Genomic DNA, 20,818 nt, shown 5'->3' on the forward strand with positions numbered 1-20,818 from the left:
GGGATCGAGACGGTGCAGCGCCATACGGTCGTTGTTGAACTGCTAGCGAACAACAGGTGCATAGTCGGCTGCCGCGGGGCCAACGCTGGTGGGTCGCAGGGAATCGAGGGGTGCTCATGTCGAAGGTTGAAATCGCCGCGATAATCGCCCTGTGTGCGGCGCTGGCATCCGCGATCGGCGATGTGGTCAGGCAACGCTCCGCACATGAGATCACCGACAAACAGGTGGGCCACCTCGAGCTGTTTGGCATGTCTTTGCGTGACACCCAGTGGTGGTTGGGCGGTATGGCGGCAGTTCTCAACTACAGCCTGCAGGCCTTGGCCTTGGCGTGGGCATCGGTGATGCTGGTGACCTCGCTGCAAGTGACGGCTTTGCTGTTCGCCTTGCCGATCTACGCGCGGTTCGCCCATCACCGGATCACCCGCTGGGAGTGGATTTGGGCGGTCGCACTCGCCGGTGCGTTGGCGGTTGTCATTGTCGTCGGCGACCCGACGGCGGGCCACCAACGAGCGCCGCTGCACACCTGGATCATCGTCGGCGCCGTGATGGGCACGGCATTGGTGTTGTGGGTGGCGGCGGCGCGGGTGTGGGCTGGCGGTCCGCAAGCGGCGGTGCTGCTGGCTCTGGTAGCCGGTTCAGCGTTGGCGCTGTTCGCCGTCCTGACCAAAGGTGTCGTCGAGGTCGCCGAGGATGGCCTTTCCGCCGTGCTGCGAGCTCCCGAGTTCTATCCCTGGATACTGGTAGCGCTGGTCGGGATGATCTTTCAGCAATCGGCTTTTCGCGCCGGCGCTCTGACCGCCTCCTTGCCGACGATGACGGTGACCAAGCCCATAGTGGCCACTGTGCTGGGGGTGACCGTGCTCGGCGAGACGCTCGAAGCCGATGGCCCTGAGGTGTTTGTGCTGATCGCTGCCGTCGTGGTCGTGATCACCGCGACGGTGGCGCTGGCCCGCGGCGAGGCCGCCACCATCGTTGCTGAGGCCGGGCAGGACAGGTTGTGCGCGCGCAGGATCGAGCCGCTTAAGAAGCGATCGTCCGGCGATGATGTCGGCCTTGCTGCGGAACGCTTGGTAGCCGAGGATGGCCCCGCGTGGAGCACGTCCTCGGCTTGAGTTCAACGCGCCGGACGAACGCGTTAGTTTGGTGGCGTGTTGAGCGCCATCGCGATTGTTCCGTCCGCGCCGGTGCTGGTTCCCGAACTCGCCGGGGAGGCCGCCGCCGAGGTGGCGGACTTGGGGGTCGCGGTGCTCGCAGCGGCCGCCTTGCTGCCGGTGAGCTGGATTGTCGTTGGGTTGGGCGGCGCCGATGGCGTGGTGGGGCCGGACGCCGTCGGCACCTTTGCGGGCTACGGCGCCGACGTGCGGGTTCGTCTCGCACCGGGCAACGGGGCGCGGCCTCCCGCCGAATTGCCGCTGTGCGCGCTGATCGCCGCCTGGGTGCGGGGCCAGGCCCGACCCGAAGCCAGCGCTCAGGTCCGCGTCTACGCCGGTGACCATGATCTTCACACCGCGCTGGTCCGGGGCAGGCAACTACGTGCCGAGATCGACCGTGCGCCCGATGCGATGGGCGTGCTGGTGGTTGCCGACGGCGTGAACACGCTGACAGCCAACGCCCCTGGTGGCCACGACCTCGGCAGCGTCGACGTGCAACTGGCCTTGGATGACGCGCTGGCAAGCGGGGACGCCACGGCGCTGACTCGGCTGCCCGGGCAAGTCCTCGGACGGGTGGCATTTCAAGTGCTGGCCGGCCTTACCGAGCCCGGGCCGCGATCGGCCAAGGAGCTTTACCGGGGAGCGCCCTACGGTGTGGGCTACTTCGCCGGCGTCTGGCAGCCGTGAGACCCCGCGGCGATCGCAAGCGCGGCGCTGTTGCGCCGGGCGCTGGGGGTACCTCCCGCTTGCGGGGGACGGGTCGACGCATGAGACCCCTCGCGATTATCGGACCGACTGGTACCGGCAAATCGCAACTGGCACTCGACGTGGTCGAGAGGCTCGCCGGTAACGGCCCGATCGAAGCCGAAATCGTGAACGCCGACGCGATGCAGCTCTACCGCGGCATGAATATTGGGACGGCGAAGCTGCCCCTCGAAGAGCGCCGCGGCATCCCGCATCATCAACTCGACGTCCTCGACGTCACGCAAACCGCGACGGTGGCGCGCTACCAGCAGGCCGCGGCCGCCGACGTCGAGGCGATCAGGGCCAGGGGAGCCGTGCCGGTTGTGGTGGGCGGTTCGATGCTCTACATCCAATCGCTGCTCGACGATTGGTCGTTCCCCGCGACCGATCCCGTGGTGCGCGCGAGATGGGAGCGGCGGCTCGCCAAGGTCGGGGTGGGCGAGCTGCACGCCGAGCTGGCTCGCCGCGACCCCGCCGCGGCTGCGGCGATCCTGCCCACCGACGGTCGGCGCACGGTCCGCGCGCTCGAGGTGGTTGAGCTCACCGGGCAGCCGTTCGCCGCGTCCGCACCGCGCATCGGCGCCGCGCGGTGGGACACCGTCATCGTCGGGTTGGACTGTCCGACAACGATTCTCGATGATCGACTGGCGCGGCGCACGGAGTTGATGTTCGATCGTGGCCTGGTCGAAGAGGTACGGGTACTGCTTGGGCAAGGCTTGCGCGACGGGGTCACCGCGTCGCGCGCGCTGGGCTATGCCCAGGTGGTCGCGGCGCTGGATGCCGGCGGTACAGTCGACCTGCTGCGACAGGCGCAGGAGCAGACATACGTGGGCACCCGCCGTTATGTGCGACGACAGCGGTCGTGGTTTCGCCGCGACCACCGGGTGCATTGGCTCGACGCCGGCGCGACCAGCCTCGTCGAGGACGCATTGCGGGCATGGCGGAACGTATCCTGATCAGGTGATTCGCGCCGACGACGATGGAGATGGCGCTGTGGGCGTACCTCCCGCTTGCTGGGGAGAGGAGCGGCGCACATGATATTCGCCAAGGGCCACGGCACCCAAAACGATTTTGTGCTGCTGCCCGACATTGATGCGGGGGTGGCGCTGACCGCTTCCCGAGTCGCTGCCTTGTGCGACCGGCGCCGGGGTTTGGGGGCGGACGGGGTGCTGCGGGTCACCAACGCGGAAGCCGCGGTGACGGCCGGTGTGCTCGATCGCCTGCCCGACGGTGTCAGCGATTCCGACTGGTACATGGACTACCGCAACGCCGACGGCTCGACGGCGCAGATGTGCGGCAACGGAGTGCGGGTGTTCGCCCACTACCTGCGGGCCAGTGGTTTGGACTCTCGCGACGAGTTCATCGTCGGCACGCTTGCCGGGCCGCGACTGGTCAACCTGCACCACGTCGACGCGACCAATGCCGACGTCACCGTCGACATGGGCAAGGCCAGCCGGGTGGGCAGCGGGGGGTCGGCCTTTGAAGCCTTAGTTGGGGGCAGGAGGTTTGCCGGCCTGGCGGTCGACGTCGGTAACCCGCACCTGGCCTGCGTTGATCCGGACCTGAGTGTCGATGCTCTGGCGGCACTGGACGTGGGGGCGCCGGTGAGCTTTGATCATGCGCAGTTCCCCGAGGGCGTCAATGTCGAGGTCCTTACCGCGCCGGCCGGCGGCGTGGTCTGGATGCGGGTCCACGAACGCGGCGTTGGGGAGACCCGCTCCTGTGGCACCGGGACCGTGGCGGCCGCAGTCGCGGCGCTGGCCAGTGCCGGCGCCGAGACGGGCATGCTCACCGTGCGGGTTCCCGGCGGTGACGTCGTGGTCACCATCACCGACGCCACCAGTTTTTTGCGTGGGCCATCGGTGCTGGTCGCTCGCGGTGAGCTCGACGACCAGTGGTGGAACTCGCTGCGGTGAATATTCGGATGCGCAGCCATCCGCATCGTGCCACCATCGGGTATTGGCTATGACACATTCAGATTCGCCCGAAATGGGCACCTCAGATTCCTCACCGAGTCTTGGTGAGCTTGCCCTCGAAGACCGATCGGCGCTGCGCCGGGTCGTCGGGCTGTCGACGGAACTCGCCGACGTCTCCGAGGTCGAATACCGCCAGCTGCGGCTGGAGCGGGTGGTCCTGGTCGGAGTGTGGACCGAGGGCAGCGCGGCTGACAACCAGGCCAGCATGGAAGAGCTCGCAGCGCTGGCCGAAACCGCTGGCTCCCAAGTGCTCGAGGGGCTGATCCAGCGCCGTGACCGACCCGACCCGTCGACCTACATCGGCTCGGGCAAGGCGGCCGAACTCCGGGAAATCGTGGTGGCGACGGGGGCCGACACCGTCATCTGTGACGGCGAACTATCTCCAGCGCAGCTGACCGCATTGGAGAAGGCCGTCAAGGTCAAGGTCATCGACCGCACCGCGCTGATCCTCGATATCTTCGCCCAACACGCCACCAGCCGCGAGGGCAAGGCCCAAGTGTCGTTGGCCCAGATGGAGTACATGCTGCCGCGGCTGCGCGGCTGGGGTGAGTCGATGTCGCGGCAGGCCGGTGGCCGCGCCGGTGGTAGCGGCGGGGGAGTGGGTCTGCGCGGTCCCGGTGAGACCAAGATCGAGACCGACCGGCGCCGCATCCGCGAGCGGATGGCCAAGCTGCGGCGCGATATCAAGGCCATGAAGCAGGTCCGCGACACCCAGCGCAGTCGTCGGTTAGAGAGCGAGGTGCCGTCGATCGCGATCGTCGGCTACACCAACGCGGGTAAGTCCAGCCTGCTCAACGCACTGACCGGCGCGGGGGTGCTGGTACAGGATGCGCTGTTCGCCACCCTCGACCCCACTACTCGTCGCGCGGAGTTCGATGGTAGGCCGCTTGTGCTCACCGACACCGTCGGCTTCGTGCGGCACCTGCCCACCCAATTGGTCGAGGCGTTCCGCTCCACGCTGGAGGAGGTCGTCGACGCCGACCTGTTGGTACACGTCGTCGACGGGTCTGACGTCAACCCGCTCGCCCAGATCAGTGCGGTCCGGCAGGTGATCTCCGATGTGATCGCCGACCGTAACGGTGATCCGCCGCCAGAGCTGGTGGTGGTCAACAAAGTCGACGCCGCAACCGCTCTGACGCTGGCCAAGTTGCGGCACGAGCTGCGCGGCGCAGTGTTCGTCTCCGCGCGCACCGGCGACGGTATCGATGCGTTACGGCAGCGCATTGCCCAGCTCGCGAAGCCCAGCGACACCGCCGTGGACGTGGTGATCCCTTATCACCGCGGTGACCTGGTGGCCCGAGTGCACACCGACGGGCGGGTACAGCAGGCCGAGCACAAGCCGGAGGGCACCCGGATCCAGGCTCGGGTTCCAGTGGCGCTGGCCGCAAGTCTGCGTGAGTTCACGACTCACTAGCCGCCCACCCGTGTCGACCAACCGTCCGGTTGGTATATCTTGGCGACAGAGTTTCATTTGCCGCGGAGGTCAGCCATGGGCAGTGCCGTCAAGTACGAGCGCACACTTTTCGAACCCGAGCACGAACTTTTCCGCGAGTCCTACCGGGGCTTCCTCGACCGCCACGTTGCGCCGTATCACGACGACTGGGAGAAGGCCAAGATCGTCGACCGCGGGGTCTGGCTCGAGGCCGGCAAGCAGGGCTTCCTGGGCATGGCGGTACCCGAGGAGTACGGCGGTGGTGGCAACCCCGACTTCCGGTACAACACGATCATCACCGAAGAAACCACCATTGGGCGCTACAGCGGCATCGGCTTCGGCTTGCACAACGACATCGTGGCGCCGTATTTGCTGGCGCTGGCTACCGAAGAACAGAAGCAACGTTGGTTACCCAAGTTCTGCACCGGGGAGCTGATCACCGCGATAGCGATGACCGAGCCGGGTACCGGTAGTGACCTGCAAGGCATCAAGACCCGCGCCGTCAAACAAGGCGATCACTATGTGCTCAACGGGTCGAAGACGTTCATCACCAACGGGATTAACTCAGACCTGGTGATCGTGGTGGCGCAGACCGACCCGGAGAAGGGTGCGCAGGGCTTTTCGCTGCTCGTCGTCGAACGGGGTATGGAGGGTTTCGAACGCGGCCGCCATCTTGACAAGATCGGGTTGGACGCCCAGGACACCGCCGAGCTGTCGTTCACTGACGTGCATGTGCCGGCTGAAAACCTGCTGGGCCAGGAGGGGATGGGGTTCATCTACCTCATGCAGAACCTCCCGCAGGAACGGATCTCGATCGCCATCATGGCGGCCGCGGCAATGGAAGATGTGTTGGAGCAGACACTGCAATACACCAAGGAACGCAAGGCTTTTGGCAGGTCGATTGGCAGCTTCCAGAACAGCCGATTCGTGCTGGCCGAGCTGGCGACCGAAGCCACCGTGGTGCGCATCATGGTCGACGAGTTCATCGCGTTGCACCTGCAGGGGAAGTTGACGGCGGAACAGGCCGCCATGGCCAAGTGGTACTCCACTGAAAAGCAGGTACACCTGATCGACCGCTGCCTGCAGCTGCATGGCGGGTACGGTTACATGCGCGAATATTCAGTTGCCCGTGCCTATCTCGATGCCCGGGTACAGACCATCTATGGCGGCACCACCGAAATAATGAAGGAGATTGTCGGCCGCAGCTTGGGCGTCTAGGGCGTCTCGCGTCCATCGTGTGCGTCGTGCGCCTTCCGTAGCAGCTGCATCAGCTCATCGTCGTACCAGATCCGAACGCGGTATTGCATTGGGAGCTCGCCGATCTGACGTTCCTCGTCGAGTAACTTCGCGAAGATCTTCTCGCGCTCGACGGGATCGGTCTCATAGCGCGGGTCGAGGTATTCCGTCGCGTGACGCCGGGCCCTTGCTGTCGATGTCTGTGCCCGTCCGCGCGACGACAGCACCGACGCCGCGGCCGTGGTCAGCAAGATGACGATGATGACCGTTAACGACGTCATCGTGCTCACTTTCACAACCGGAACCGGTCGACCATGGTTGATGAACGGAATGTTGTTGTGGTGCAACGCTTCCAGCATGAGTTTGATGCCGATGAAGCCAAGAATCGCGGCCAGCCCGTAGGACAGAAACACCAGCCGATCCAGCAGCCCGTCGATCAAGAAGTAGAGCTGGCGCAGGCCCAGCAGGGAGAACGCGGTGGCCGCGAACACCAGGTAGACGTTTCCGGTCAGACCGAAAAGCGCCGGCACCGAATCGAACGCGAACAGCAGGTCGGTGCCACCGACAGCGATCATGACCAACAACATCGGGGTCATCAGTCGCTCGCCGTTCTCGACCGTGCGCAATCGGTCGCCGTCGTAATTCTGCGAGGTCCGCAAGAACCGCCCGGCCAGCCGGATGATGAAGTTGTCGGCGGTATGGCTTTCAGCCTCTGCGGGTTTGGCGAGGTTGCCCGCCATGAACAGCAGGGCTACGCCGAATAGGTAGAAGGTCCAATTGAAGGTCACGATGAGCGCAGCCCCGACGAAGATGAATCCGGTGCGCGTGACCAGCGCGAACGCAATACCGAATAACAGCACCTTTTGCTGGGCAACCCGAGGCACCCGGAAGCTGCTGATAATGACCAGGAATACGAACAAGTTGTCGACGGACAGGGCCTCGTCAGTGAGATAGCAGGCGAAATATTCGGCCGACATGTTCAGGCCGCCAAAGATGACAACGCCGATACCGAACAGGACCGCGATCCCGACGTAGGTCGCCGACCAGAGGGCGGCCTCACGTAGCGTCGACACGTGTGTTTCGCGCACCCGGAAGACGTAGTCGAACGCCATCAAGCCAGCGATCGCGACGATGGTCAGGGCCCAGACAGCTCCGGAAACACCCATGTCAGCTGTGTTTCCTCCCGCCGCACGTGCTGGGCTACCGTCTCCGGCACGGTAGCCCAAACCCTGCTGGCTGTGCAGCAAGGTTGCTCGCGACACTCGCGCGTCCCGGCATCATTTCGACATCGGCTGGGTATCCGTTTTCGTAATATTTGCGAATTGACTTCGCATTTGTCGTTCGCTAGAGCAGAGTTATGCGAGCCCGGCCACGATGCGGACCGTAGCTGGGGGAGGGCCCACGGTGGGGAATCCACCGGCTCGCGGCGCGAGTAGGGCAGCGGCTGGGAGGCTTGGTGAACGGGCAGAGAGGTCACTTGAAGAAGAGCGTTGGGCGTGCGCTGGTCGGCTTGACAGCCACAGCGCTGGCTGCAGTCTTGCTGACGCCTACGGCGGGGGCATCTCCGATAGGCGACGCCGAGGCCGCCATGATGGCGGCGTGGGATAAGGCGGGGGGCGACACGTCGACGCTCGGCGCCCGCAAGGGCGATGTTTATCCGGTAGCCGACGGGTTCGCGCTGGACTTCGACGGCGGCAAGATGTACTTCACCCCGGCCACCGGCGCGAAGTACATGTACGGTCCGATCCTGGACAAATACGAGTCGCTTGGTGGTCCGGCCGGCAGCGATCTGGGCTTCCCGACCATCAACGAAGTTCCGGGTCTTGCCGGACCTGACAGTCGCGTGAGCACCTTCTCCGCCAGCGACAACCCGGTGATCTTCTGGACGCCCGACCACGGCGCATTTGTCGTGCGCGGCGCGTTGAACGCGGCGTGGGACAGGCTGGGCAGCTCGGGTGGCGTTCTGGGTGCTCCAGTCGGCGATGAAACCTACAGTGGCGAGGTCACTTCCCAGAAGTTCAGCGGCGGTGAGATCTCATGGAACAGAAATAGCAAGGAGTTCACCTCCACCCCGCCGGCGTTGGCCGACCAGTTGAAGGATCTGCAGGTAGCGATCGATCCCGCCGCGGCCATCAATATGGCCTGGCGTGCCGCCGGCGGCGCCGCTGGCCCGTTGGGTGCCAAGAAGGGTGACCAGTACCCGATCGGCGGGGACGGGATAGTCCAGGACTTCACCGGCGGCAAGGTCTTCTTCAGCCCGGCCACCGGAGCCAATGCCGTCGAGGGCGCAATCCTGCAGAAGTATGAGTCGCTGGGTGGGCCGGTCAGCAGTGATCTGGGGTTCCCCACCGCCAACGAGGCCGACGGCGGGATCACCCCCGCAAGCCGGATCGCGTCGTTTTCGGCGGCTGACAAGCCGGTGATCTTCTGGACGCCCGACCATGGCGCGTTTGTGGTGCGCGGAGCCATGAAGGCCGCGTGGGACAAGCTCAAAGGCCCCACGGGCAAACTGGGCGCGCCGGTCGGTGACCAAACCGTGGACGGCGATGTGATCTCGCAGAAGTTCACCGGCGGCAAGGTCTCGTACGACCGCGCGAAAAACACGTTCACCACCGACCCGGCGAACCTGGCGCCGTTGCTGTCCGGTCTGCAGGTGGCGGGTCAGAATCAGCCCAGCGTTGCGGGTCCGCCCGCGCACGGCAAGAAGTTCACCTGGCATTGGTGGTGGCTGGTGGCTGCCGTCCCGGTGGTGCTGCTGATCGTGATGGCCGTGTTGGTGGTCCTTGGATTACGCCGGCGTCGCGGCGGCCACGAGCCCGCTGTGTTCCCCCGCGAGCATGACTTTGACCATGACGTTGCTAGCTATGACGCGGGGGCGGACGGTCACTGGCCGCATGATGAGGTCGATTACGGCACCGAACGCTTCCCGCTCGACGACCAGCATCTCCCGGAACATCCGGCGCCGGATGACGAGTCGACGTTGCGGGTCAGTTGGCCGCGAGGTGCCGGTGGCGGCGTGGCCGAGGGCTATGACTACGGGGCGGTCGACGAAGAAGACCCCGACGCGGTTGACACCACGCCCACGCCCATCGTGTCGCCCAGCGATCTCGCCCAAGCGACCGTTATCGACGAGCCCGTCGTTCCGGAAACCGTGGCGGCCGACACCTTTGTGCCCGAGGCCTTCACTCCCGAATCCGTCACTCCGCAAGGCGTAGCTCCAGAAGCCTACGTTCCGGAAACCTACGTTCCGGAATCCCATGTTCCGGAGGCGGCGTTCCCGGATACCTACACTGCGAACGCCGGTGTCACGGACGAGGCCTTCTTGGACAGCGCCGTTACGGAGGCTAGGTCGGTTCCTGAGGTGCGGACCGGGCGGCATGCAGCTGCGGATTCATCGGCAGATGAAGCAGAAGTGGCCGCAGAAGCGGGATATGGGGCTACGCCAGAAGCGCCGCCGGCGCGCACGGCTCCGCGGGCGCCCAGCCAGGGTGTGCGGCCGATGATCCATCTGCCGCTAGAGCACGACCCATACCAGGCTCCGGATGGCTACCCGGTCAAGGCCAGTGCCCGTTTCGGCTTGTATTACACGCCCAGCAGTGCGCTATATCACGACACGCTCGCCGAACTCTGGTTCGCCAGCGAAGAAGTCGCACAGGCCAACGGATTCGTCAAAGCGGACTAACCTCGGCCGCTAACCGGCATTAGATCTTCCGGATCACCGTGACGACCTTGCCAAGCACGGTGGCATCATTGCCGGGGATCGGGTCGAAGGCCGGGTTGTGCGGCATCAGCCAGACTTGACCGCCGGCCCGCTTGAACGTCTTGACGGTGGCCTCGCCGTCGATCATCGCGGCAACGATGTCACCGTTGTCGGCGACGTTTTGCTGACGCACAACCACCCAGTCGCCGTCGCAAATCGCCGCCTCGACCATCGAGTCGCCGACAACCTTGAGCAGGAACAGCGTCCCCTCGCCGACCAGCTCGCGGGGCAACGGGAAGATGTCCTCGACGGCTTCCTCGGCAAGAATCGGGCCACCGGCCGCGATGCGCCCCAGCACCGGGACAAAGGTGGGTTCCGGTAGTGCGTCCGAGCCGGCGACTTCGGTGACCTGCGTTGGTGTTGCGGTGTCGTCGACGCCGCGGACGTCGACGGCCCGAGGGCGGTTCGGGTCACGGCGCAGGTAGCCCTTGCGCTCTAAGGTGCGCAACTGGTGCGCCACCGAGGATGTTGACGTCAGACCGACCGCGTCGCCGATCTCCCGGATGCTCGGCGGGTATCCGCGGCCGGTGACCGAAGCACGGATGACGTTCAAGATCGTGCGCTGCCGCTCGGTCAGCGATGAATCCGCTGGGCCCGATTCCGGTGAGGTGTCGTTGCTGTCGCTCATGCACTGAATGTAGCCGCAACCCCGCTAAGAATCAAACATGTGTTCGACTGTGTGTCGCTCGATCCCCCGTACTCGCCATTCGGGCAGGTGGTGGTCGCCGGCGCCGAACAAGACAGGGCTTGTCGGTGGTCTGGTTTAACGTCTTTCACGAGCGACACGCTTCGATCAAATGTTCGGTGTTCGAACACACGAGCGACTAGAGTGTCGAACACACGAGCGAGAAACCGTCGGCCGGAGGAACAGCATGACCATCATCCAGACAGTCCCGCCACGTACCCGTAGTGTCCGGGGGCCGATCAACGGGCCGATTCACGAGCCCCGCTGTGGCCGGGCTCGGGAGGCCCAATCGCGCAGGCCGGGTCCCTATCGGCCGGCGGGGACGCCGCTGCGCTACCACGGCACCGGGGTTGTGATATCGACGGCATCTCATCGCAGGCGTCCGGTCACGGTAGCGACGACAGTGGGGTTGGCCCTGCTTGCTGCGATGATCACCCTCTGGCTCGGCCTGGTCGCCAACTTTGGGAACCTGGCCAACGGCAACTCCCCAGGTGCGCTCACTCGGGTACCCGACACGCTCGCTGTGGTGCGTGTGTTGCCTGGGGAGTCCTTGCAAAGCGTCGCCGCGCGCGTCGCGCCCGACGCACCGGTGCGCCAGGTTGCCGACCGCATCCGCGAACTCAATGCCCTGGACTCCACGGTGCTGTCCGCGGGCCAGACCCTGATCGCGCCGGTGGGCTGACGGTTTCACCGTGTACTGCGAAAACCGTTCTACGCCAAGCTTGCTCGCTGACCGCGGGGTTGAGCGCGCGTGGCTGGCGGCTGCGTTGGCCCTGCGGGCGAGCGCACAGGTACTCTCGGAGTCGTCTGCGGTACCCGGATGCGGCAAAGGAGCGGCCATGCACTGTCCGTTCTGCCGGCATCCCGATTCCCGGGTGATTGACTCGCGGGAAACCGATGAAGGCCAGGCCATTCGGCGGCGGCGGTCGTGTCCCGAGTGTGGGCGGCGGTTCACCACCGTGGAAACCGCAATCCTGGCCGTGGTCAAGCGCAGTGGTGTTACAGAGCCTTTCAGCCGGGAAAAGGTCATTAGCGGCGTGCGTCGAGCATGCCAGGGGCGTCAGGTGGACGACGATGCGCTGAACCTGCTCGCCCAGCAAGTGGAAGACACCGTGCGTGCCGCTGGGTCGCCGGAGGTCCCCAGCCACGAGGTCGGTCTGGCGATCCTTGGGCCGTTGCGCGACCTCGACGAGGTGGCTTATCTGCGCTTCGCGTCGGTATACCGATCCTTTTCGTCAGCAGACGATTTCGAGCGCGAGATCGAGGCGCTTCGCGCGCACCGCAACGTATCGGCTCCCAACTGACCGATCGCAACGCGGTTAGGCTTCCATCATGCTTCCTGAGCTACACCCTGATCTCGAGGCATTGGCACCACTATTGGGTACCTGGGCTGGTCGGGGCAGAGGAGAGTATCCGACGATTCAGCCGTTTGAGTACCTCGAGGAAGTCGTTTTCTCCCACGTGGGCAAGCCATTTCTGGCGTATGGGCAAAGGACCAGGGCCGTAGCCGACGGCAAGCCGTTGCATGCAGAAACGGGGTATCTCCGCGTGCCGCAACCCGGTCACCTTGAACTGGTACTCGCTCACCCGAGCGGCATCACCGAAATCGAGGTGGGCACCTATTCGCGCAGCGGCGATGTCATCGAAGTCGAGTTGGCCACCACGCCGATCGGGGTCATCGGACTAACCCCGACCGCTAAAGAGGTGAATGCACTTGGGCGTTCGCTGCGCATCGACGGCGACCAGCTTTCGTACTCGTTGCAGATGGGTGCGGTCGGGCAACCCCTGCAGCATCACCTCGCCGCCGTGCTGCACCGAAAACGCTGAACGCCACGCGTCAGTCGACTTGTCTCACACCGTCATTGACGACGCGGCCGGTGACGCCGACCCACCCCTCGGGACTCCAGGCGGTTTCGATGATCGACCCCTTGCCCTGGGTAATGGTGAGATCGCGGCTGAGGTAGTCGGTAATACGTATCGCCGCCGAGCCGGTCGCTTCGTCTTCCGCCACGCCAAGGTTGGACGCGAACATCCGGGCCCGAATCGATCCGGCGGACCGGTCGGTCCAGGTCCACAGGTAGTGGGCGATGTCGTCGGGGAAATCGGTCGGGTCGGCGGCTGCAAGGGCCTCGAGTGATTCGATGTCGTGGATGGCAATCTCTGGCGCCCACTCCGCCCGTGCGTTGATCGTTGTGAGGTCGCCACTGTCGCTGTAACTCACCTGCACGATGCCGGCCGGCACCTGCAGCGTGTGTATCGGCATATCGTTGTGGCGCAGCCACCACGACGCTCCCACCGTCGGGTGGCCAGCGAACGGCACTTCGGTGCGCGGAGTGTGGATGGTGGCGTGCGCAGTGGTCGAGCCGACTGCCGGGAGATCGACGAATATCGTTTCGCTATAACCCAATTGGGCTGTCAGGTGTTGCCGGTCGCGATGCTCAACCTGGCTGGCATCGACCACGCCGAGCGGATTACCGAAATTGCCGTCCGGATCGGTGAAGACCCGCAAGACGGTCACGTCTATACCCATGGCCCGACTGTACGTTGTGCGCTGGATCAGGTAGCACTGCGTTCGTCGGAACCCATCGCGTTCAGGACGGCCACGCGAGTGTCGACAGGGCCGGAGACGGTGCGTTCGCCGCTGCCGGTGCGGAGCAACTGGCGAAGGGCGACCGGGTCATATTCGGCGGGCGCTGTGGTGTCGATGAAGCGCTGCACGACGTCGATGAAGCGGGCCGGGTCATCGTGGAACGGAAAATGGCCGGAGCGCTCGAAGATCTCCAGCCTGGAGCCGGGCATCGCGGCGTGCGCCATTTCGGCATGGCGGACGGGGACCACCACGTCCCGGCTGCCCCAGATGATCTGCACCGGAATGGCCTCGGTCAAATAACATCGGTCCAGCATCGTGACGATCTGCCCGCGCCAGTCCACCACGGCCCGCAACGTGCGGCTGAACGCCGCTGAGGCTGTCGGCTCCGGTAGGTCATCCAGTATCCGCAACACATTGGGCAGGTCACGCCCGAGGCCGGTCGATCCGATTGCCAGGCCCGCTATCCGCCCGGCCAGCTGAACTGCCGGCAGCACCAGGGGAAGCCGCAATAATGCCAGGGCCTCGCTGCCCATCGGCAACGAGGCCAGGCGGAAGACGATGTTGACATCCTTGGTGACGCCGCCGGCGCCGACCAGCACCAGCCGCTCGACCAGCTGAGGAAACTGGTAGGCGAACTGCATCGCCACGCCGCCGCCGAGTGAATGTCCCACGACTGTGACGCGTTCGATGTCGAGCACGCTGAGCAGGTCGCGCATGCCGTTGGCGTATGCGGCCACCGAGTAGTCGGCGCGTGGCTTGTCGGACTTGCCGTGGCCCAACAGATCTGGGGCGATGACAGTGAACCGCTGGGCGAGCTTGGCGTGGATGCCGTTCCAGGTCGTGGAGTTATCGCCGATGCCGTGGATCAGCAGAATCGCCGGTCCGTCGCCAGCGATCCGGAAGGCCCGCTTATAGCCGTGGATGGTGCGGAACTGCAGCGAAGGCGCAGTCACTTCCCGCACCGGGCGAAGTCTGCGCTTCCGCTCGGTCATGTCGCCAACCTCGTTGTCGGGCCAGGTTAGGGGGCTTTACTTCGGATCGTCGTCGTCGAACTTCTTTTCCGCCTGCTGAGCCAGGAACCGCTCAAACTCTGCCCCAAGCTCGTCGCCGCTAGGTAGCTCTTCGTCGCGTGCTAGTAACGACCTGTTCTCCTGAGCGTCGATGAAGGCATCGTACTGGCGCTCAAGGGCTGCCACCACTTGAGCGACCTCTGCGCTCGCCTGAACCTGTTCGTCGATTTTGGCCCGGATCTCGGCTGCCGCTTCGGCCAGCGCGGTCAACGGCAGTTCCAGTGAGCCGGTCTTGGCCACCTGCTCGAGCAGCGCCTGGGCTGCGGCGGGGTAGTCGGTCTGCGTCAGGTAGTGCGGGACGTGGACGGTGAAACCGACGACCTCGTGACCGTGTTGCGCCATGCGGTACTCCAGCAGGTTGGAAGCGCTACCGGGAACTTGGATTTCGGTGATCCACGGCGTGAAATCGGCGATCAGATCCCCATTGTTGGAATGCGCGGTCAGGGTGATGGGCCGCGTGTGCGGAACGGCCATCGGCACGGTGCCCAGGCCGATCGTCTGCCGTACCCCTAGACGCTCGGCCAGCAGTCGCACCGCGGTGATAAAACGCTCCCATTTCAGATCCGGCTCCATGCCGGCCAGCAGCAGGAACGGGGTGCCGACGCTGTCGCGCAGCGCGTAGAGGCTCAGTTCTGGATCGTCGTAATCGGTGAAGTGATCGGTCTTGAACGTCATCAGCGGCCGGCGCGACCGGTAGTCCAGCAGTTCGTCAATCGCGAAGGACGCGACCAGCTCGGTGTCCAGGACCGCCTTGAGGTGGCGTGCGGCTAGCCGGATCGCGTGACCGGCGTCGGAAAAGCCCTCCAAAGCGTGTACCAACACCGGGCCACGACCGTCGGACGTCGACAACACGGGCGCCGGAAACTCGAGCTCGTACATGCCAGGTTGGCCGGGCTGGTAGTCCTGCGCCTCGCCCGGGTCTTGACCGTGGGCCATGGGTGTTGCCTCCTCTCGGGGTGTCTCTGGCGTGCCTCCACCAGTGTCTCTCAATGCGATGAGTACCAGTAATTGAACCAGCAAACCTGGACGGACGGCTCTGCCGTCGCGCGGCCGGCTAGCTCAGTGTAAGAACTGGTTGAGCGCGCGCATTTTGTTCGTCACGTCCAGCGCGGCGACCTTGTAGGCCTCGGAGAACGTCGGGTAGTTGAACACCGCGTCGACCAGATAGTCGACGGTGCCGCCGCATCCCATCACCGCCTGGCCGATGTGCACCATCTCGGTGGCGCTGGTCCCGAAGATGTGCACGCCGAGCAGCGTGCGATCGCGAGTGGACACCAGCAGCTTGAGCATGCCGTAGGAGTCGCCGGCGATCTGGCCGCGGGCCAGCTCCCGGTACCGGGCCACGCCCACCTCGTAGGGGATCGAGTCCTTGGTCAGTTCCACCTCGGTGGCTCCGACATAGGACACCTCGGGGATCGAATAGATCCCGATCGGTTGCAGCGCGGTCATGCCGTCGGTTGGCTCGCCGAATGCGTGATAGGCGGCCAGCCGGCCCTGGTCCATCGAGGTCGCCGCCAGCGCCGGGAAGCCGATGACGTCGCCGACGGCGTAAATGTGATCGACCTTCGTTTGGAATTGATCGTCGACGAAAATCCGTCCCCGGTGGTCGGTCTCCAACCCCGCATTCTCCAGGCCCAGGTGTTCGGTTTGGCCTTCCCGGCCTGCGGAGTACATCACCGTCTCGGCGGGAATTTGCTTGCCGCTGGCCAAGGTGGTGACGGTGCCAGCAGAGCCGACGTCGACGGCGGTCACTTCCTCGCCGAACCGGAAGGTCACCGCGAGGTCGCGCAGGTGGAACTTGAGCGCTTCCACGATCTCCGGGTCGCAGAAATCCAGCATCGTGTCGCGCTTTTCGACGACGGTCACCTTGGTGCCCAGCGCGGCGAACATCGATGCGTACTCGATTCCGATGACCCCGGCGCCGACGACCACCATCGACGCCGGCAGCGACCGCAGGTCCAGGATCCCATCGGAGTCCAGGACCCGTTTCTCGTCGAACTCGACCCCGGACGGCCGCACCGGCTTGGTGCCGGTGGCGATGACGATGTAGTCGCCGCTGACGGTGACGCGCTCGCCCTGGGCGTCTTCCTCGACCAGGACGGTGTGCGGATCAATGAAGCGGCCGTGACCCAGGACCAGGTCGATCCGGTTACGCATCAATTGCGAGCGCACCACGTCGACTTGTTTGCCGATCACATGCTGGGTGCGCGCCAACAGGTCGGCGGGAGTGATCTTGTCCTTGACCCGGTAGCTAGCGCCATAGAGCTCGCGCTGGCTCATACCGGTGAGATAGACCACCGCCTCGCGCAACGTCTTTGAGGGGATCGTGCCGGTATTCACGCAGACGCCGCCGACCATGCGACCGCGTTCGACGATCGCCACGGTTTTGCCCAACTTGGCCGCGGCGATCGCGGCCTTCTGACCGCCTGGCCCCGAACCGATGACGACCAAGTCGTATTCCCGCATCGAACCCATGGGATAGACGATAGAGCCCACAGTCGCGACTTTGTCCACAGACGGTGGCTGATTTACATTGCGGTAGCACCGACCTGACGGCGTGGGTTGCCACCGTTGGGCGCATGACCAAGCATGAGCCTGACTTTGAACTCAACCGCCCCGGATCGCTGATCGCCGCACTACCGGCCGTTCTCGGTTTCGTCCCGGAAAATTCACTGGTCCTGGTGTCGCTGGAGGGCGGTGCACTGGGGTCGGTGATGCGGGCCGACCTCTCCGCAGAGCTCGCTGACCGGGTTGAGCATCTCGCGGACTTGGCCGCCGTGGCTGAGCCCGAGGCTGCGATCGCGGTGATTGTCGACGCCGAAGGTGCGCACTGTCCGGTGTGCAATGAGCAGTACCGGCAGCTGTGCTCCTCGCTCACCGAGGCGTTGGCCGAGCACGATATCGTGCTATGGGCAGCGCATGTGGTGGATCGGATAGCCCTTGGCGGGCAATGGCATTGCGCGGACGGCTGCGGTTCGGCCGGAGTGGTCGAAGATCCGTCGGCCTCGCCACTGGCGGTGGCGGCGGTACTGGATGGTCGGCGGCTCTACGCGCGGCGTGCCGACTTGCAGGCAGTCATCGCCGTTGACGACCCACGGCGCGGCGCCGAACTCGCCGCGGCCATCGGACAACGCGCGGCTGCCCGCGAGATCGCGCTCCGCGCTGACCCGACGGGCTGCAGGCGGCGCGACGTGGAAGCCGCGATAGTCGCCGCCACACGTGTCGCCGACGGGCAAGCACTGTCCGATGCGGAGCTGGCCGAGCTTGGCTGTGCGCTGCACGACGCGGCGGTGCGGGACACGCTGTATGCCCTCGCCGTCGGCGAGAATGCCGGTGCGGCAGAGTCGTTGTGGGCGTTGCTGGCGCGCACGCTTCCCCGGCCGTGGCGGGTGGAGGCCCTAGTGTTGCTGGCGTTCAGCGCCTACGTCCGCGGCGACGGGCCGCTGACGGGTATCGCGCTGGACGCCGCGCTGCGTTGCGAGCCGGAGCATCGGATGGCGGGGATGCTGGACACGGCACTGCAGTCTGGGCTGCGGCCGCAGGAGATCCGTGACCTTGCGGTCACCGGTTACCGCCTGGCCAAGCAACTTGGGGTGCGGCTGCCGCCGCGACGGGCGTTTCGCCGACGGGTCGGCTAGGTCAGACCTTCTCGACCTTGACGGCGTGAGCCATTTCGTTTGGCAGGGTGACGTTCTCATGACCCGGGATGAGGATCGTCACTCCGGCCGGGCTGATTTCGACGGTCACCCGCGCGTTGGGCACGACGCCGGCGTCTTTCAACCGCGTGATCAGGTCAATGTCGCCTTGAACATGTTCGGTGAGCTGGCGGACGACGACAGCCACGGGCGAACCCGGGGGCAACTCGGTCAACCGCACGAGGTTGACGTCGCCGGCGCCGGACCCCGGGCCCACGCCAAGGTCCAGCAGACCCGGGATCGGGTTGCCGAACGGGGACGTGGTTGGGTTGTTGAGCACCTTAACCAGCCGGCGCTCGACATCCTCACTCATCACGTGCTCCCACCGGCAGGCCTCGGCGTGCACTTCTTCCCACGGTAACCCGATGACATCGACCAGCAACCGCTCGGCGAGGCGGTGCTTGCGCATCACCGCGATGGCCAGCGCTCGGCCCTTGTCAGTGAGCTCCAGATGGCGGTCGCCAGCCACGCGGACCAATCCATCGCGCTCCATCCGGGACACGGTCTGGCTGACGGTCGGCCCGCTCTGCTCGAGTCGTTCAGCGATCCGGGCACGCAGCGGCGTCACGCCTTCTTCCTCGAGGTCGTAGATCGTCCGCAGGTACATCTCGGTGGTATCAACCAGCTCGTTCATTCACCCATCCTCCGTTGCCGCCGAGTCTACTTCGCCAGCCGCGTGAGTGGTTCGCCCGAAACGCCTCACCGCAGCAGTATGCCCGCCGCTCCCGCGGCGGGCACACCGTCTCGTGTCAAGCCTATTCAACTAGCTGGCATAAGACCGCAGTCGATCGGCCCGCTCGCCGTGGCGCAGCTTGCACATCACGTCGCGCTCGATCTGGCGAACCCGCTCGCGGGACAGACCGAACAGCTTGCCGATCTGATCCAGGGTGCGTGGCTGGCCGTCGTCCAGACCGAAGCGCAGCCGAATCACCTGATGCTCGCGCTCGTCGAGAGTGGCCAGCACGCTGCGGATATCGGTGTGCAACAGTTCGGCGATGACCGCGTTCTCCGCGGACATGGCTTCGGCGTCCTCGATGAAGTCGCCCAACGGCGCCTCTTCCTCGGAGCCGACGGGCATGTCCAGGCTCACCGGGTCGCGGCTGTGCTCGAGCAGATCGTTGATCTTGTCGATCGGGATGCCGGATTCGGCGGCAAGCTCCTCGTCGGTTGCTTCACGGCCCAGGTTCTGGTGCATTTCCCGCTTGATCCGGGCCAGCTTGTTGACCTGCTCGACGAGGTGAACGGGGAGCCGGATGGTGCGGCTCTGGTCGGCCATACCGCGGGTGATCGCCTGACGGATCCACCAGGTGGCGTACGTCGAGAACTTGAATCCCTTTGTGTAGTCGAACTTTTCCATCGCACGGATCAGGCCCAGGTTGCCCTCCTGGATGAGGTCCAGCAACGGCATCCCCCGACCCGTGTAGCGCTTGGCAAGCGAAACCACCAGCCGCAGGTTCGCCTCCAGCAGGTGGCGGCGCGCCGCCTCGCCATCGCGCACCACGGCCATCAGATCGCGTTTCCGGTTCTCGCCGAGGCGCTTCCGGGTTTCCAGCAGATGCTCGGCATACAGCCCAGCCTCGATGCGCTTGGCCAACTCGACTTCACCCGCGGCGTTGAGCAACGCCGTCTTGCCGATGCCGTTCAGATACACGCGCACCAGATCCGCTGCGGGGCTTTGAGCATCCAGATCGCTGTCAACCCGGCTGGTGGTGGCCCTTACTGTGGGCTGTGCCATAACGCCCTCCCGATCGGCTTGTTGTGTCACGTCGTTCAACGCGACACCCGGGCCTAGAGTTCCCACCCGGCCGCCATCTCACACCGCGTGACGTGCGGAGATGTGCCGGCGACCTGAGAATGTCCTGAGAAGTGTGGAGGGGGACCGGTTGGCCGGAACTCCGGCTAGCCGTGGCTCTCAAAGCCGCCCGAGTCTGCATGCGGCGCCGGGTCGCGCCGAGGCTCGAGTGCCGGCCGCTCTGCGGTCGGGAACAACGGCGTGCGCCGCGCGGACCTTTCGAATCGGCGAGGCTCATCGGCGCGACGCGGGGGACGGTCGTTGGCGATCAGTACCGCCATCCACGGCAATGGCACCGAGGCGGCGACGATCAGCAGGCAGATCAGGCCGTTGTGCCAGATGCCGTACGCGACGGCGGCCAGGATGAGCGCAGGAATCCGGAAGGCCATCAGGGTGAGGTACTTGCGCACCCGCGCGCGATGCTGTACCTCATATGACGGCTCCGCGGCGGTGATCAGTATCGGGCGGCCCGTGTCGTCGAAGCCGTCGAAACTCAGCCCGGAGCCGCGCTTCATTACTCCACTGTCCCACACCGGATCGATTCCGGTTGAGGCGAGTCAGTGGCGATCGCGAGCGCGGCGGAGCCGGGTGAAGCGGGTCGCCACCATGGGGGGTTCAGTGGCGATCGCGAGCGCGGCGGAGCCGGGTGAAGCGGGTCGCCACCATGGGGGGTTCAGTGGCGATCGC

Annotated in this window: 20 protein-coding genes; 11 read left to right on the forward strand and 9 right to left on the reverse strand. The window is 65.3% G+C overall.

The genetic code is table 11. From position 1 onward, the window contains the following. The first annotated feature begins 116 nt into the window (after positions 1-116). The 6 genes from AADZ78_RS09385 (at position 117) to AADZ78_RS09410 (ending at position 6,521) form a co-directional block, all read left to right on the forward strand. Positions 117-1,112, forward strand: coding sequence for a DMT family transporter (locus AADZ78_RS09385; RefSeq protein WP_085248889.1), 996 nt, complete (start codon positions 117-119; stop codon positions 1,110-1,112). A gap of 36 nt (positions 1,113-1,148) precedes the next feature. Further along, positions 1,149-1,838: a hypothetical protein gene (locus AADZ78_RS09390; protein WP_085248656.1), complete on the forward strand. Its 690-nt coding sequence runs from the start codon at positions 1,149-1,151 to the stop codon at positions 1,836-1,838. Positions 1,839-1,918: 80 nt separating this feature from the next. Further along, a complete protein-coding gene (gene miaA / locus AADZ78_RS09395; RefSeq protein WP_085248658.1) occupies positions 1,919-2,851 on the forward strand; it encodes a tRNA (adenosine(37)-N6)-dimethylallyltransferase MiaA in 933 nt (310 codons plus the stop codon). Between the two features lie 78 nt (positions 2,852-2,929). Further along, positions 2,930-3,811: a diaminopimelate epimerase gene (gene dapF / locus AADZ78_RS09400; RefSeq protein WP_085248660.1), complete on the forward strand. Its 882-nt coding sequence runs from the start codon at positions 2,930-2,932 to the stop codon at positions 3,809-3,811. 49 nt (positions 3,812-3,860) lie between these two features. Next, entirely contained in the window at positions 3,861-5,285 is a 1,425-nt protein-coding gene (gene hflX, locus AADZ78_RS09405; protein WP_085248662.1) for a GTPase HflX, read from the forward strand. 75 nt (positions 5,286-5,360) lie between these two features. After that, entirely contained in the window at positions 5,361-6,521 is a 1,161-nt protein-coding gene (locus AADZ78_RS09410) for an acyl-CoA dehydrogenase family protein (RefSeq protein ID WP_085248664.1), read from the forward strand. On the opposite strand, the gene AADZ78_RS09415 is transcribed toward AADZ78_RS09410, so the two are convergent. Then, entirely contained in the window at positions 6,518-7,705 is a 1,188-nt protein-coding gene (locus AADZ78_RS09415) for a TerC/Alx family metal homeostasis membrane protein (protein WP_085248666.1), read from the reverse strand. The two genes, AADZ78_RS09410 and AADZ78_RS09415, sit on opposite strands and share 4 nt — an antisense overlap. A 290-nt stretch (positions 7,706-7,995) precedes the next feature. On the opposite strand from AADZ78_RS09415, the gene AADZ78_RS09420 reads away from it, so the two are divergent. After that, entirely contained in the window at positions 7,996-10,221 is a 2,226-nt protein-coding gene (locus tag AADZ78_RS09420) for an LGFP repeat-containing protein (RefSeq protein ID WP_204903430.1), read from the forward strand. Positions 10,222-10,240: 19 nt separating this feature from the next. Here the strand turns inward: AADZ78_RS09420 and lexA are convergent, their stop codons facing one another. Then, positions 10,241-10,927 (reverse strand): transcriptional repressor LexA, encoded by a 687-nt coding sequence (gene lexA / locus AADZ78_RS09425; protein WP_085248668.1) that lies wholly within the window; start codon positions 10,925-10,927, stop codon positions 10,241-10,243. 244 nt (positions 10,928-11,171) lie between these two features. Between lexA and AADZ78_RS09430 the strand changes: the two genes are divergently transcribed. The 3 genes from AADZ78_RS09430 (at position 11,172) to AADZ78_RS09440 (ending at position 12,811) form a co-directional block, all read left to right on the forward strand. Beyond that, a complete protein-coding gene (locus AADZ78_RS09430) occupies positions 11,172-11,666 on the forward strand; it encodes a LysM peptidoglycan-binding domain-containing protein (protein ID WP_085248670.1) in 495 nt (164 codons plus the stop codon). 157 nt (positions 11,667-11,823) lie between these two features. Beyond that, on the forward strand, positions 11,824-12,288 hold the full coding sequence (nrdR, locus tag AADZ78_RS09435; protein ID WP_085248671.1) for a transcriptional regulator NrdR: 465 nt from the start codon (positions 11,824-11,826) through the stop codon (positions 12,286-12,288). 28 nt (positions 12,289-12,316) lie between these two features. Beyond that, positions 12,317-12,811 carry a peroxynitrite isomerase gene (locus AADZ78_RS09440; protein WP_085248673.1) on the forward strand — a complete coding sequence of 165 codons (495 nt, stop codon included), beginning with the start codon at positions 12,317-12,319 and terminating at the stop codon, positions 12,809-12,811. 10 nt (positions 12,812-12,821) lie between these two features. Here AADZ78_RS09440 and AADZ78_RS09445 read toward each other — a convergent pair whose 3' ends face one another. The 4 genes from AADZ78_RS09445 to sthA all read right to left on the reverse strand — a co-directional run bounded on the left by AADZ78_RS09445 (position 12,822) and on the right by sthA (position 17,110). Then, positions 12,822-13,514, reverse strand: a complete 693-nt coding sequence (locus AADZ78_RS09445) for a PhzF family phenazine biosynthesis protein (RefSeq protein ID WP_085248675.1) — start codon at positions 13,512-13,514, stop codon at positions 12,822-12,824. A 26-nt stretch (positions 13,515-13,540) separates the two neighbouring features. After that, positions 13,541-14,566, reverse strand: a complete 1,026-nt coding sequence (locus AADZ78_RS09450; protein ID WP_085248677.1) for an alpha/beta fold hydrolase — start codon at positions 14,564-14,566, stop codon at positions 13,541-13,543. A 36-nt stretch (positions 14,567-14,602) separates the two neighbouring features. Beyond that, a complete protein-coding gene (locus tag AADZ78_RS09455; RefSeq protein ID WP_085248679.1) occupies positions 14,603-15,580 on the reverse strand; it encodes a proteasome assembly chaperone family protein in 978 nt (325 codons plus the stop codon). Between the two features lie 123 nt (positions 15,581-15,703). Continuing rightward, positions 15,704-17,110, reverse strand: coding sequence for a Si-specific NAD(P)(+) transhydrogenase (sthA, locus tag AADZ78_RS09460; protein ID WP_139828487.1), 1,407 nt, complete (start codon positions 17,108-17,110; stop codon positions 15,704-15,706). Positions 17,111-17,223: 113 nt separating this feature from the next. Here sthA and AADZ78_RS09465 point away from each other — a divergent pair, with 113 nt between their 5' ends. Next, complete coding sequence (locus AADZ78_RS09465; RefSeq protein WP_085248681.1) at positions 17,224-18,282, forward strand: DUF4192 domain-containing protein; 1,059 nt, start codon at positions 17,224-17,226, stop codon at positions 18,280-18,282. Between the two features lies 1 nt (position 18,283). On the opposite strand, the gene AADZ78_RS09470 is transcribed toward AADZ78_RS09465, so the two are convergent. From AADZ78_RS09470 to AADZ78_RS09480, 3 genes are all read right to left on the reverse strand, one after another. After that, positions 18,284-18,973 carry a metal-dependent transcriptional regulator gene (locus AADZ78_RS09470; protein WP_085248683.1) on the reverse strand — a complete coding sequence of 230 codons (690 nt, stop codon included), beginning with the start codon at positions 18,971-18,973 and terminating at the stop codon, positions 18,284-18,286. 129 nt (positions 18,974-19,102) lie between these two features. Beyond that, positions 19,103-20,074, reverse strand: a complete 972-nt coding sequence (gene sigB / locus AADZ78_RS09475) for a sigma-70 family RNA polymerase sigma factor SigB (protein ID WP_085248685.1) — start codon at positions 20,072-20,074, stop codon at positions 19,103-19,105. A 164-nt stretch (positions 20,075-20,238) separates the two neighbouring features. After that, positions 20,239-20,664: a DUF3099 domain-containing protein gene (locus AADZ78_RS09480; protein ID WP_085248686.1), complete on the reverse strand. Its 426-nt coding sequence runs from the start codon at positions 20,662-20,664 to the stop codon at positions 20,239-20,241. Positions 20,665-20,818: the final 154 nt, after the last annotated feature.

It is taken from the genome of Mycobacterium riyadhense, assembly GCF_963853645.1.
Lineage (GTDB): Bacteria > Actinomycetota > Actinomycetes > Mycobacteriales > Mycobacteriaceae > Mycobacterium > Mycobacterium riyadhense.

Excerpts from the sequence above, each read along its gene's own strand:
- AADZ78_RS09385 (WP_085248889.1), top strand. The coding sequence starts at position 117 with ATGTCGAAGGTTGAAATCGCCGCGATAATCGCCCTGTGTGCGGCGCTG.
- miaA (WP_085248658.1), top strand. The coding sequence starts at position 1,919 with ATGAGACCCCTCGCGATTATCGGACCGACTGGTACCGGCAAATCGCAA.
- dapF (WP_085248660.1), top strand. The coding sequence starts at position 2,930 with ATGATATTCGCCAAGGGCCACGGCACCCAAAACGATTTTGTGCTGCTG.
- hflX (WP_085248662.1), top strand. The coding sequence starts at position 3,861 with ATGACACATTCAGATTCGCCCGAAATGGGCACCTCAGATTCCTCACCG.
- AADZ78_RS09410 (WP_085248664.1), top strand. The coding sequence starts at position 5,361 with ATGGGCAGTGCCGTCAAGTACGAGCGCACACTTTTCGAACCCGAGCAC.
- AADZ78_RS09415 (WP_085248666.1), bottom strand. The coding sequence starts at position 7,705 with ATGGGTGTTTCCGGAGCTGTCTGGGCCCTGACCATCGTCGCGATCGCT.
- lexA (WP_085248668.1), bottom strand. The coding sequence starts at position 10,927 with ATGAGCGACAGCAACGACACCTCACCGGAATCGGGCCCAGCGGATTCA.
- AADZ78_RS09430 (WP_085248670.1), top strand. The coding sequence starts at position 11,172 with ATGACCATCATCCAGACAGTCCCGCCACGTACCCGTAGTGTCCGGGGG.
- nrdR (WP_085248671.1), top strand. The coding sequence starts at position 11,824 with ATGCACTGTCCGTTCTGCCGGCATCCCGATTCCCGGGTGATTGACTCG.
- AADZ78_RS09440 (WP_085248673.1), top strand. The coding sequence starts at position 12,317 with ATGCTTCCTGAGCTACACCCTGATCTCGAGGCATTGGCACCACTATTG.
- AADZ78_RS09445 (WP_085248675.1), bottom strand. The coding sequence starts at position 13,514 with ATGGGTATAGACGTGACCGTCTTGCGGGTCTTCACCGATCCGGACGGC.
- AADZ78_RS09450 (WP_085248677.1), bottom strand. The coding sequence starts at position 14,566 with ATGACCGAGCGGAAGCGCAGACTTCGCCCGGTGCGGGAAGTGACTGCG.
- AADZ78_RS09455 (WP_085248679.1), bottom strand. The coding sequence starts at position 15,580 with ATGGCCCACGGTCAAGACCCGGGCGAGGCGCAGGACTACCAGCCCGGC.
- sthA (WP_139828487.1), bottom strand. The coding sequence starts at position 17,110 with ATGCGGGAATACGACTTGGTCGTCATCGGTTCGGGGCCAGGCGGTCAG.
- AADZ78_RS09465 (WP_085248681.1), top strand. The coding sequence starts at position 17,224 with ATGACCAAGCATGAGCCTGACTTTGAACTCAACCGCCCCGGATCGCTG.
- AADZ78_RS09470 (WP_085248683.1), bottom strand. The coding sequence starts at position 18,973 with ATGAACGAGCTGGTTGATACCACCGAGATGTACCTGCGGACGATCTAC.
- sigB (WP_085248685.1), bottom strand. The coding sequence starts at position 20,074 with ATGGCACAGCCCACAGTAAGGGCCACCACCAGCCGGGTTGACAGCGAT.